Origin of the sequence: Alicyclobacillus fodiniaquatilis, assembly GCF_042678105.1 — a bacterium.
Classification (GTDB): domain Bacteria; phylum Bacillota; class Bacilli; order Alicyclobacillales; family Alicyclobacillaceae; genus Alicyclobacillus; species Alicyclobacillus fodiniaquatilis.
This window is the reverse complement of the sequence record NZ_JBHUCX010000028.1, coordinates 113,130-125,735: the sequence shown is the minus strand read 5'-3', so window position 1 is coordinate 125,735 and position 12,606 is coordinate 113,130. Positions and strand designations below refer to the sequence as shown.

The following is a 12,606-nucleotide window of genomic DNA, read 5'->3' as shown; positions in this document are numbered from 1 at the left end:
CATTAACCGAAAGGGCTTGACTGCCCATCATCCCGCGTTGATTAATTTGAACCTTGGTTGGAACATCAAGCCTGTTGACCAGGTGGTCAATTGTCGAAGAGACGTTTTCCTGTCATAGACCAAAATTCCATGAGTCATTACCTTGAGTTGAGAAATGGGCTCCTCCGAACAAGATGGCAGCCAAAATGATAATGCGAAACGCCTGCCAATACGTGATTTTTGGTAGACGAAACACATCAGGACAAGTAATATTCCACAACCACTGGAAAATTGCTGGAACTACGAAAATAACAACAATAATCAACAGTAAGAAAACAGACAAATGATCACCTCTTTTTGATCTCTATTGGATACATACCCCTCGCTTCCATGGTATTCCATTATATCTTCCGTATTCCTGCTGCTACTTTTATTTGTGGAAAAAGAAAATTGAAGTCATGAAATTGATTCTTCGCGGAAGCAATTTGCGTGATTTACTGTCTAATTGTCAGCCTATGATGATGTAAATAAGATACTGAATTATTTCTTGATGAACATTCAAAGCATTGCAGAAGAACATTCTCTATCGTCTGACGTAATCAGGCATACCCTGCCGTGTTTACTGCGCAATCAGGCATTTGTAAACCGCGGCAGAGAGAACATTCGCAAAATTTCCCTTGATCCCATTCCACATTTTTCTGTATGATGATTTCAAACACAAGTCAAAGGAGGTGAAGGATTTGCTTCGTGCATCGATCGGTTTTGTTGCGTGGTATCTGGTGAAACGCCACGCTATGTTTGGCGCTGAAATGGGGAACGGGATTCGTCTGTCCATTTTTAGTCAAACAAAAATCGGGATCGAGACGTGAGCAAATCCTTCAGATTACCTCTTTCGAGCGGTAGAGGCTGTTGGCAGATTGCTTGCCAGCAGCCTCTTTGTTTGCGTCCCGATGCACAAGGAGAGGGACACATGTTGTACTGTTCCGCAAATCAGATCGGGATTGCAGTCCATGATGATTGGCTGTTTCGGAATATATCGCTAGAGGTGCACGAGCGGGATCGTCTGGCCATCATTGGCCCAAACGGCGCAGGCAAGACGACACTGTTGCGGCTCATCAGTCGAACCATACAACCAGATGAAGGGCAGGTAGCCGTCAAGCGGCATCTGCGCCTTGGCTTTCTTGAGCAACTTCCGGTGTATAGCGAGGATACGACGTGTCGCGAGATCCTGTTCGGCGCCTTTGAGCAGGTGATTGAGCTTGAGGCGCGGCTCCGCCAATTGGAGAATGATATGGCGTCCGCAGCCAATGCGCATGAACTTGATCGCATTCTCAAGCAGTATGCAGAGGCGCAGGAGCAATTTGAGCGCCTTGGTGGCTATGCCATTGAATCGAATATCCGCACGGTCATGAACGGCCTGAAGATTCCTGAAGTGTTTCTCCATCAGACCCTTGCGTCGTTGAGCGGCGGCGAGCAGACGAAGGTGTTTTTCGCGCGCATGTTGCTGCAGCCGTCGGATTTGTTGCTGCTTGACGAGCCGACCAACCACTTGGATCTGGAGGCCATTGAGTGGCTTGAAGGGTTCCTGAAAAATTACGAGGGCGCAGTCGTGATGGTGTCCCACGACCGTACTTTTCTCGATCACGCCGCAACCTGTGTCCTTGAACTGGATAGCGGTGAGGCTGTGCTCTATCATGGCGGGTACACGGCTGCCATGCAACAGCGGGAAGCGCGGTTGTTGCTGGAATTTCAGGCCTACCAGGAGCAGCAAAGGAAGATTGAACAGATGCAGGCGGCCATCAAGCGGCTGCGCGATTGGGCGAACCGGGCCAGTCCGCCAAATGCGGGCTTGCACCGTCGGGCCAGAAACATGGAACGGATCCTTGAGCGAATGGAGAAACGCAAACGCCCGGTGTTGGAGCGACGGCGTATGGCGCTCTCCTTTGATGTGGAAGGGCGCAGTGGCACCGACGTCGTCGTGGTGAAGGAATTGGTAAAGCAGTTTGAGGCGCGGACCATTCTCAACGGCTGCTCACTGCATATTCGCTATGGTGAACGCGTCGCCATCGTCGGCGCCAACGGGTGCGGAAAATCCACCCTCTTGAACATCATTCTTGGGGATATGCAGCCGGATAAAGGGAGCGCGAGCCTCGGTAAGTCGGTTCAGGTGGGCTACCTGCAGCAACAGGGGCTGATCGGCTACGCGGATCAAACCGTGCTCCAGGCGTTTCGCGACTGTGTGCCTGTCACAGAAGGGGAGGCGCGCAAATTGCTTGCCAGGTTTCTGTTTTATGGGGAAGCCGTCTTCAAGCAAGTGCAGTCGTTGAGCGGTGGTGAGCAGATGCGCTTGCGAATGGCGCAATTGATGTACCAAGGTGTGAATTTGTTGGTGCTCGACGAACCAACTAACCATCTGGACATCGAGTCCAGAGAGGTTCTGGAAGAAGCGCTTGAGGAGTTTGCGGGTACCATTGTCGCCGTGTCCCACGATCGCCACTTCATGAACCGTTTGTTTCAGCGCATCGTCTGGTTGGAAAACGGAACATTGACGGAGTACCTAGGAACCTATGAAGCGGCTCGCAGCCGACGCCTGGCAGATGTGTAGTTTTGAAGCAGCGCAAATCGCAAACACGCACGATGTGCTAAAGAATCCCGCTACCTACTAAATTATCGGATAACCACTTCCGTCAGGAGTAAGCACTCTTGACAGAAGTGGTTATCTTGATATTTGGTCAATGGGGTCAATTTAGATATTTAGGATTTTGAACCAGAGAGCCAATAACCTGTTTGGCCAGCGAAATGGGACTTTCAATTCTATAACACATTCCATTACTTGTAAATTGGTATCCCGTATAGGACTTAGTCTTGCCAGCGGGTATTTCCATTGTGACTGAAGTCTCGTCAACATTAATCGTCTTCAAAAATTGTGGTGCATCCATCGACGGCATTGACCACGTTGGATTAGGACGAGGATACTCTTGTACTTTAATATCTTTTTCTTCATTCCCATTTGAGAGCGTGAACCAAACTTGCTGTGGAACATCCCCAGTTGTCTGTAGCAATTTCATTTGCATGCTGTAGCCTTGGGGGATTTCAGGAACTACTACATGAAACTTCGCGAATTTTTTCACACTACTTGCTCCATTTGTGAAGGTGACCTTTGGTGGTGAATAAGGTTTATTGGAAACTTTACTAACAGTATTGGATGTTGCAGTAGCTACATGACTAGTATGAGATGGTGTGACACTTTGCTGATGTATTCCATAACCAATACATCCAACTACTGCTATTCCTGCAACTGCTGCCGCTATATTCGTTAACATAGTCGGCATTCTCCTTTTTGACCTTATCGGTATCATTGTTTGCATTTCTCGTTCAATGTTGTTCCATATTTCTTTCTGTCTCACAGTTGGCATCTTAATTTCACGGGCGGTTGAAATTTCCTCAAACATCTTATCGTCTAAACGCATTCTTGGTGTCCACCTCCTCGGAATTGGGACTTAAAAATTCCCGAAGTTTTGCAATTGCTCGACGGGCTGTTGTGCGAACTTTAGCTTCAGTCCAATTTAAAATTTGGGCGGTTTCTTGCGTAGAGTAATTTTCAATATGCCGTAATATCACAACTTGCCGATACGTGTCTTTTAATCGAGAAAGTGCAATCTCAATTTCTAAACTCATTTCACTCGACTCTGGAATTGCGACCTCAATGATTTCAGATAAAAAAATATGACTTTTTTCTGTTCGTTTTTTCCTAAAGACATCAAACATATAATTTCTCGCTATGGACATCAGCCATGTTTTGGAATTTGAAGTTTGTCGATAACTATCCCAGGAACGGAAGGCTCTTAAAAACACTTCTTGAACCACATCGCATGCGTCATTTGAATCTCTAAGAGTGAGCCTTGCGTATCGATATATATCGTCTGAATACAACTCATAAAGTGAACGAATTGACTCCTGAGCTGCCAATTGATTGTCCACGTGGTCTTAATCACCTCACTCTTTACATTTCATTAGACGTAAGACATGACGTATTTGTAACAGTTAACTCCCAAATTTAATATTCCATCTTTGATCTTTGGCATGGATTCTTCGATGATTTCAAATACAAGTCATAGGAGATGAAGGATTTGCTTCGCGCATCGACCAGTCATGTTGCGTGTTATCTGGTGAAACGCCATGCTATGTTTGGCGCTGAAATGGGGAACGGGATTCGTCTGTCCATTTTTAGTCAAACAAAAATCGGGATCGATACATCAATCATTCGTATATTGAATTTTCAGGTATTATGTTGATGGGACATATGTGTTACGGTGAAATAGACCATGAGAAAGAAGTACATCACTTTGTACAGATACATGATACATAAAATCCAAGGAGCGAATTTATGGAGATACTGAAACATGACGATCCGCTGGTCATATCGTTCGTACGAGCAGTTCAAACGGGTAACTTGGATGCATTGCGACGTCTGCTAAACGAGATTCCGGGCTTGGCCTCAAAAAGAGCCATAGACCGCAAAGGGGGGACTCGCACTACTTTACATGTGGTTACAGATTGGCCTGGATATTTCCCCAATGGCCCCATGATTGCAAAGATGCTGATGGACGCAGGCGCAGATCCGAATGCGAAAGCGACAGGAGGAACCTTTTCGGAGACCCCATTACACTGGGCCGCCAGCAGTGACGATGCGGAGGTTGCAGCTGTGTTAATCGATTGTGGGGCCGACATTGAAGTGCTTGGCGGCTCCATCGCAGGTGGTACTCCTTTGGATAATGCCGTAGGTTATGGATGTTGGAACGTTGCGCGGTTATTGGTGCAACGGGGCGCGCGAGTGGACAAGCTTTGGCACGCAGCCGCTCTGGGGATGATGTCTCTCGTAGAGGAACTGATGACCACCAATCCGGCGCCTACTGTGCGTGACATGACCGAGGCCTTCTGGCAAGCGTGCCATGGGGGACAACGTCGTGTGGCCGAGTACCTTCTTTCCTATGGAGCTGATATCAACGGTATGCCGGATTACACAGATCAGACGCCACTTGACGCAGCACGTAGCTTAGATACGCGGAGGGATACCTTATCTTCTTGGTTGGAAAGCAAGGGGGGAAAATCGTCAAGGCAGAGTTGAACGTACGGGAAAAGGGATACGAATAACCTGTGGGGAGTGAACCGGCCCACAGGTTATTTTTGTGACGCGTTTATTGTACTGACTAAATGTCTTAGCGTGTGTTTCTGTGAACATGTCGGCACTATCCCATTCACTACATACCTGAGCCGCTCATAGACATAGACTTCGGCATAGACTTCGAATGGGTGGTTTTACTCACAATAAAGTTTGTCATCAAACCTTGCATAGGGTCTACATTATCATCTGGATTGATGGTATGGTCGAGAATATGGCAGTGGAACATCCAAGTGCCTGGGTTGTTCGCGATGAATTCAAAGTCGGCTGTCTCTTCCGGTGCCAGCGTTAACACGTTCATTGCAATCGGTTTAGCCAGATGGTGACCATCCTCCGCTACCAGCTTAAACGTATAACCGTGTAAATGCATTGCGTGATACGATTCAGCACTGCTGTTGACGAGACGGATGATGACATGCTGCCCAAGTTTGACTGGAAGTTGGGGCGCGTTTGGATATGGTTTTCCATTTAGCGCAAAGGCGTTTTCAGTCGGACTCGCATCAACTTTGAATGCGCCAATGTCAAATAGTGCGTCGACATTTGCATCTGGGTATTCTTTCCCTTTAGAAGGGTCCACGATGAAGGCGCCGTGTAGTCCGTAGTCAATCTGGTTGTCCATATCTGTCCCGCTAAAGTAAGCGTGTGTCCCAACCATATCTGGCGTTACCGTGAACTGATAGACTCGGGACTGGCCTGGCGCAACAGATTTTTGCGAAACACCTGTGATGTCGGAGATATTGCCCTCCATCGGAGCTATTGGGATACCTTGCAAATGCAAACTTGTGGGAACTTGTAAGTGATTTTTAAGGATAATCCGGACGTGATCGCCAACTTTAAAGCGCATAAGTGGTCCGGAAATTTGTCCGTTGTAACCCCAGGCCTTTACGTTTTTCTTTAGGTAGAGATTCCACACAATCGGTTCAGCGGTCAGTGTGTATACTTTGGTCCCATCTGATGAGATCTTCGGTTTCATCGCTTGCTCGTTCATGATGTTGGCTGCTCGTTTGTTCTGTTGCTGAATCTGCGCAGCCGTTAGCGCATTTGTACCCGCATCTAAAACGCCAGGCAGGCCTCCATTCGTAGCAAGTTGGGTCAATGGTTGTGTTGTTGTCACTGATTTTGCAGGAGCAGTTGACGCAAGCACATGATGATGTGCCACTTTGATAGACACAATGATTCCGGCTAAAAGAAATACCCCAAGTCCATAGAAGCGTCTTAATCTGAGTTTCACAAGCCGTCCTCCTTATTTGACATGGATAACGGTCATCATACCGCCAACCGCATCTTTTGCATCATCTGGATTGGACAACTCGTCTGCAATGGTGCTATAAAAAACCCAGTTCCCGGGTTTATCTGCTGTAAATTCGACATCCATCGTCGAACTCGGAGCGATCGAGACAACACTGACTTTTTGTGGAGATGGCAATGCCTGTCCGTCTTGCGCGACAATGGTCAACGTGTAGCCAGTGAGGGTCACTGCATGATAATCTTCTGCACTGGCATTTACCAAGCGCAGCAAAACGCGTTGCCCACTTTGAACCGTCAACTGGGGTGTGTATGGATAGGACTCGCCGTTTATTGTGAAAACATTCTCATTATCTTCCCCATCTACTTTGAAAGTTCCCAGTGTAAATAACTTATCCACGTTGTAATCTTTTTGCACCGATGACTTTGGGTCCACAATGATTACTCCATACATTCCAGCATCTACTTGAAAATCATCGTCATAGTGGCTGTGGTACCAGTGTGTGCCTATCATCTGTTTTGTCACTGTAAACGTATAGTCAAACGTCCCATTAGGTTGGATCGCTGGTTCTGGCATATTCGGTACACCGTCCATCGCGTTGGGAACAGCTAGACCATGCCAGTGAATGGTCGTGGGCTCAGACAATAAATTGTGTGTAACGATCTCAATTTTGTCTCCTACTTGCACACGAATCAGTGGGCCTGGAATGGTGTTGTTAAAACCCCAACCTTGGATCACTTTCCCGGTATATGGCGACCAAGCGAATTCGGATGCAGTCAAGTTAAACTGTTTTGTCCCGTCCGGTAAGATCGTCGGGGTTAAAGCCTGCTCGTTCATCATATTGACCGCATCTTGTCGTTGTTGTGCAATCTGCGATGAGGTCAAATTCAAACTAGGCGCGATTCCCGCTTGTGATGGTTCATTTTGGGAAACTTGAGAGGCAGCTGTATTTGCACTTACGGTAGGGACATTCCGCCCGATGTATAGCCCTGATATCGCACCTAAGCCAGCTAGACACGCGGTGTAACAAATCCATTTGGAATAGGAAGCTCTTTTTTGTTTCGCCATTTTTCACCTCTAGCGTTTGTATTCAGTTTCTAAGGTTAGGGAGGCGTAGGATGATTCGCTAAGTTCATGACCCACCTAAAAAGTGATTAGGCAAGTATCGGACGAGGCCGAATGCCTGCCTATCAGTTTTTCAACGAAAATCAAATAGATGTTACTTTACAGAACTCGGAACCGCTTTACCTGCATCTTTGTATAGTGATGTCAGGTATTGAACGCTCTGTTTCTGCGCGGTATTCTCGGATTCAGACTCACCAGTGCTTGGGTTGAGGAACAGCGGCGCATTTTTAGCCTTGTTTGCGAAATCAAACATATTGTCCAGTGACCCAGCTTTTGCATCCATGGATTGATCACCGATCTGACCAAGATTCCAGTTGTCTTCGATGAACTTCAATATCGAAGTTTGATCTGTCAATGTGTTATCGACGAAGTTTTGTCTTGCGTAAGGAGACACAACCAACAGTGGCAAACGCGGACCGTAACCAGCTCTATCTAAGTATGAACCTGAACTGGTTTGACCGGCATCGCCCGAACCGTCGAGTACGTCGTATTGTGGGTCGTCCGATCCGTTAACAATGGGTGACATGACATGGTCATACCAACCGTCAGAGTCGTCGTAGCTAATGATGACTGCTGTGTCCTTCCAGGATGGAAGTTGTTCAAGTCGGTTAATGGTGTTCGTCAAAAAAGTCTGCTCGTCGAGCGGGTCAGAATAACTAGCATGACCATCTTGATAAGCGGGAGCTTTTAAGAAACTTACCGCAGGCAAGTTGTTTGCATCTGCGGCGGACCAGAAATCGGTTAAGTCGTATTGGTGGTTTGCTTGGTCCTGTTTGCCAATCATACTTGTCGATGTTGGCGGCAAATGGTTTGGATTCGCGGTTGATTTATAATATTGGAACGGTTCGTGATGTGGTATGTAGTCGGTTGAAGCACCACCCGCTACGTTTGTGTGTTGTTCGCTCGCATTGTCAAAACCGCCTTCAAACCAGCCCCAGGTCACCTTTTTAGCATTCAAAAGGTCACCGACATTTTTCCCAGTCATCGCAACAGTTTCGCCTTGAGACGTTTTATCATAGTAAGGGTCAATATCGTTGTGCAATGTACCATTGTCAACCGTCCCAGAAATGGAGCCACCGCTAATTGCCGTACCATTCTGCGTCACATTTGCTGTATATGGCACTGCACCATGTGTCTGACCAGAAACCAGATTAATCGCGCCAGGTGAAGATGGACCAAACGTCGTACCAAACGAGTTATCGTTCAGTGCGTAATGTTGCGCGTAGTTCCATAATCCCGTCACAGTGTTTCCATCGTAGTAGTCCATGACCACTGAAGAACCCTTACCAGTTCCCTTGACGAAGTTGTCCATGAGACCCCCGTCAAACGCCTTTTGCTCATCCGTGTAATTGTGATCCATGTCTGCCGTTACAGCTTGGCTGCGATCAAGCCGTTGAGGATTCACGCCATTGGGATTATTAGTTAACAGGGAACTGCTCAATCCATTCACGGTTGGTGTATTGGAGGCAGCGTGGAATGCCGGTTCACCTTTCGGATTGGTCGCATTTGGATAAGTGCCAAAATAGTGATCAAACGATACGTTCTCGTCGAAAATCACGACGACATGCTTGATGGGAGTGGTCGTTTTCTCTGACGCTGCCGGGGTCGTATCTTGACCTTGTGCAACATGTTTACCCTGACCATTGCTAGCCCACGCCTTAGTTAAACCACCGGCGACTAGCGTACCAACTGCTGCAATACTCGCTAGGACCGCGAAAGGTTTTTGGATTCGCTTGTTCATTCACATGCCTCCCATATTTCTTGGATAGATTGATAACTCCGAGCCTGAGTTTATCAGTATAGTTTGAATATTTGACGAAAATGCTGTGCTTTTTCCGTAAACTGTTATTTCGAGTTTCGTTATTGGGTGAGCTGACAGAGCGGGCGGGGGGCTAGGAATTGGTAGGTATGTTAACAGTCATGAACGTGGGGATTCCGTAGTGAACAGCCAGCCGAATCGAAATTCATCTTTCGTTAATTGAAGTATCCGCGATATTGCATACTATTTAGTGGGGTCGAAGGCTTTCTTTGTTCGGCCCACTTCAAAGAAGAGGTATTCTGTGAAGTGATTGTTTACAGGGGAGATTCGACCGATTATTCTCACTCCCTGCGTGTAAAAATGAAGGAGCGCATTGTGAGCCTGCCTAGACCTGTCCCAAATGAGTTTTCTTGGAATTGTCCTGATATTTCAATCCAAATCCCAACGAGCGATCAATCGCTATGTGCGCAGTCCATATCAGTCCAAGCATACAATGTTCTCATCTTATCATCACGATCATTCCAGTTCACCTGAGCACTGTACAGCTTGCATTTTCATATGAAGTCCCAGGAGAAATGTGTCGATGAGAAAACGATAGCTATCATCCACATTGATGGGCATCTTGAACCCCTCATTCTGTTCTAATGAGATGAATCCGTGCACCAAGCTGCGAAAACTGCGTACGGCATGAATGGAGGTATAGTCATCCAATCCGTAATGCTGAAACACTTGAACGACAGTCTCGACTAACCTTCCTGCTGCTTGCTGCCATTGCTCTTCCTGTGGGTCGGAGACGCGCTGAACCGCATCATATAGCCCAGGATGGATTCGAGCGAACGCCAGATACTCTTCTGCTAGAGCATAGACTGCATTGTCTCCGGATTTTCCAATCGCTGCCCGCGTTATTACGGAATTCAGCAGATTACATCCGTGTATGGCGAGTTCAATGCGCAGCCCAGCAAGTCCTTCGATATGATTGTACAGAGAAGGCGGACGGATCCCCAGCTTCTGAGCGAGAGTCACCAAGCCGAGGGATTCGAGACCTTGAGAATCGACAATTTCGGTAGCAGCTTTCAGGATAGTGGGCAAATCAATTCTTGTTCGTTGCGACATGTCGATTCCTCCATATTAAAGTGCAAGAGCCTTATCAATGAGCTCCACTGGATGAGCTATCATATTTCCATGCCCAACGGCGAGCAATTCGGGTTGATATTCACGTATTTTTCGGGCACTTTTCATACCTAACTCTTTGTTCCAAGTAGCCATAGCAGGAAAAGGAAACAAGGGCCTCAGTTGTCCTGTCACAGCAAAACCTCCTCTCGTTTGAAATGCATCCCCAGCAACCAGAAACTGCGTTCGCGTATCGAGGAACGACATAGAACCCGGGGTATGTCCAGGTGTCCAAATGGCAAGCAGCGATCCAATCCTGCTTCCATCATCCAAAAGTACGTCTGGCGCGGTTTTGATGGTATTCGGCTTGGGGACGCCTCCTTTAATCGGGTTACTTGGTTCGCTTGCATCAAGCGTACGATCACCGGTCAATAAACGAGCGTCACGACGGGAGATATAGACGGGAACGTTCGGGAACATTTGTTTTAAATGATCTAGTGCCCCGATGTGATCGGAGTGAGCATGGGTGAGAACGATGCGGCGAATTGCTTTTCCCACCTTCTTCGCGGCAGTGGCAATTCCATCTGCACTGTTCGGCAGCGCGGCATCGATCAGTGTCAATCCATCCTCTTCCTCCACAAAATAACAATTCACGGGGAAAACACCAGGAAGAAACGTCATTTGATACAAATGACCCTGCTTAATCATTCGCATTACACATACACCTCTGTCTTTTTAAAAGGTTTAACCAAAACTAAATGTGTTCATAATTTAACTAATGAAATTAGTTTTGTCAAGCGTGTTTGTAGTCTGAATGTCAATACTTTTGACTACTAAAAATTCCCCGATTCGTTTCCTTCGGTATCTACAGGTGACAAACTACGTTCGGATATATCCTCTAGGGCTTTTCCCTTAGATTCTACATTTATGACGACGATGACTATAAAGATGATGATAAGCCCTGCACCAATCCCTGATATATATAGTAACTTTAAAGATTGCGATAAAATAAGCGCGATGATATATGAAGACACGAAACCGCTCAGTCGATTTGCAGAGCTATTCACTCCCATAGCGAAGCCTCTAATGGTAGTGGGGAACAATTCTGAGGCCCAGGTCCACGTAACACTAGCACCGAATGCCCCCAGAAACTCCATACAGATCCACAAAACAAAAAACAGGCCTGGTGGCACTGCAAAAACAAGGAGAGTCACCAAAATCAACGTCATGACGCCAAAAGCGATCACTCCTATGGGCCTTCTGCCTATTTTGTCGATTAATAGACCTCCCACAATGAAACCAATAATATTAAATACCCAAACAAATGCTGAACCTAGAAGTGATATATTGAGGCTACCGGTCAGTCCTACAGTTGTAAGCACCTCTGGTGTATATAAATTAATCGGTGCGGTCAAGAAGAAGGCCAAAAATGTGGAGATAAAGACACCGACCACTAAACGCATCAATTTTCCGCTAAACAAAGCGGACCACTTGTACTGGTTTGTACTTGAATGAACTGCGGTCAACATCTCAGTAGATATGCCGCTGTCGGAATTTTTGATGATTTTTTCTGCTTCTTCGATATTGCCTTTCGAAGCTAACCACCTTGGTGACTCCGGTATAGACCTCCTGATCACTAAGACGACGATTGCGGGGATAAGTCCGACCAGGAATGCGGCTCGCCATGCCTCTGATCCTAGAAACAAGAACGCATCGACTACTAGGAATGATACCAAGGCACCGATGCCCCAAAGAATAAACTGTAAGGATAACAAAAAACCACGCCGTTCTTTTGGCGCGAACTCTGCGACAAGGGTCCAACTGACCGCCAAATCTACTCCGATCGCTAAACCAGTCAAGAATCTACCCACAAAAAGCATTGGCACGTTTACAGCCAGAGAGGCGATCAAAGTCCCTCCTACAAACAGAAACAGGTCCAAGACGAACATCATCTTCCGCCCATATGTGTCAACAAGCCTGCTGAGCAAGATAGAGCCAAAAAAACCACCTAGGAAAGCCATGCCAATCATTAATCCCGTCACTTGAGAAGAAGTGGTCGAAAACGTTTTTCCAACTAAAGATATAGCGCCCGAAATGACAATTAGATCATATCCGTCAAGAAACCCTCCCATCCCTGCTAGAATCGCTACCTTTGACGATAATCGCATGTATGATTCCTCCTTTTGGTTGTCGCCAGGCGATATT

The 12,606-nt window shown here is 46.8% G+C and carries 12 protein-coding genes; 3 read left to right on the top strand and 9 right to left on the bottom strand.

Annotation, left to right across the window (positions count from 1 at the left end; translation table 11 throughout):
* Positions 1–719: 719 nt before the first annotated feature.
* Together ACFSB2_RS11465 and abc-f are read left to right on the top strand one after the other, a co-directional pair.
* Positions 720–848: a hypothetical protein gene (locus ACFSB2_RS11465; protein ID WP_377943186.1), complete on the top strand. Its 129-nt coding sequence runs from the start codon at positions 720–722 to the stop codon at positions 846–848.
* 101 nt (positions 849–949) lie between these two features.
* Complete coding sequence (gene abc-f / locus ACFSB2_RS11460; protein WP_377943185.1) at positions 950–2,584, top strand: ribosomal protection-like ABC-F family protein; 1,635 nt, start codon at positions 950–952, stop codon at positions 2,582–2,584.
* Between the two features lie 136 nt (positions 2,585–2,720).
* Here the strand turns inward: abc-f and ACFSB2_RS11455 are convergent, their stop codons facing one another.
* Both ACFSB2_RS11455 and ACFSB2_RS11450 read right to left on the bottom strand, forming a co-directional pair.
* Complete coding sequence (locus ACFSB2_RS11455; RefSeq protein ID WP_377943184.1) at positions 2,721–3,449, bottom strand: hypothetical protein; 729 nt, start codon at positions 3,447–3,449, stop codon at positions 2,721–2,723.
* Positions 3,433–3,960 carry an RNA polymerase sigma factor gene (locus ACFSB2_RS11450; protein ID WP_377943183.1) on the bottom strand — a complete coding sequence of 176 codons (528 nt, stop codon included), beginning with the start codon at positions 3,958–3,960 and terminating at the stop codon, positions 3,433–3,435. Before ACFSB2_RS11450 ends, ACFSB2_RS11455 begins: the two co-directional genes overlap by 17 nt.
* A 406-nt stretch (positions 3,961–4,366) precedes the next feature.
* On the opposite strand from ACFSB2_RS11450, the gene ACFSB2_RS11445 reads away from it, so the two are divergent.
* Positions 4,367–5,107, top strand: coding sequence for an ankyrin repeat domain-containing protein (locus ACFSB2_RS11445; protein WP_377943182.1), 741 nt, complete (start codon positions 4,367–4,369; stop codon positions 5,105–5,107).
* A gap of 133 nt (positions 5,108–5,240) precedes the next feature.
* Here the strand turns inward: ACFSB2_RS11445 and ACFSB2_RS11440 are convergent, their stop codons facing one another.
* From ACFSB2_RS11440 to ACFSB2_RS11410, 7 genes are all read right to left on the bottom strand, one after another.
* Positions 5,241–6,392: a multicopper oxidase family protein gene (locus tag ACFSB2_RS11440; protein ID WP_377943181.1), complete on the bottom strand. Its 1,152-nt coding sequence runs from the start codon at positions 6,390–6,392 to the stop codon at positions 5,241–5,243.
* 12 nt (positions 6,393–6,404) lie between these two features.
* Complete coding sequence (locus ACFSB2_RS11435) at positions 6,405–7,475, bottom strand: multicopper oxidase family protein (protein WP_377943180.1); 1,071 nt, start codon at positions 7,473–7,475, stop codon at positions 6,405–6,407.
* Positions 7,476–7,626: 151 nt separating this feature from the next.
* A complete protein-coding gene (locus ACFSB2_RS11430) occupies positions 7,627–9,273 on the bottom strand; it encodes a phospholipase C (protein ID WP_377943179.1) in 1,647 nt (548 codons plus the stop codon).
* A gap of 403 nt (positions 9,274–9,676) precedes the next feature.
* A complete protein-coding gene (locus tag ACFSB2_RS11425) occupies positions 9,677–9,781 on the bottom strand; it encodes a DUF4260 family protein (protein ID WP_377943178.1) in 105 nt (34 codons plus the stop codon).
* A 26-nt stretch (positions 9,782–9,807) separates the two neighbouring features.
* On the bottom strand, positions 9,808–10,404 hold the full coding sequence (locus ACFSB2_RS11420) for a TetR/AcrR family transcriptional regulator (RefSeq protein ID WP_377943177.1): 597 nt from the start codon (positions 10,402–10,404) through the stop codon (positions 9,808–9,810).
* A gap of 15 nt (positions 10,405–10,419) precedes the next feature.
* The gene (locus ACFSB2_RS11415) at positions 10,420–11,115 is read right to left on the bottom strand and encodes an MBL fold metallo-hydrolase (protein WP_377943176.1); all 696 of its coding nucleotides are present in this window, start codon (positions 11,113–11,115) and stop codon (positions 10,420–10,422) included.
* A 119-nt stretch (positions 11,116–11,234) separates the two neighbouring features.
* The gene (locus tag ACFSB2_RS11410) at positions 11,235–12,569 is read right to left on the bottom strand and encodes an MFS transporter (protein WP_377943175.1); all 1,335 of its coding nucleotides are present in this window, start codon (positions 12,567–12,569) and stop codon (positions 11,235–11,237) included.
* Between the last annotated feature and the right edge of the window lie 37 nt (positions 12,570–12,606).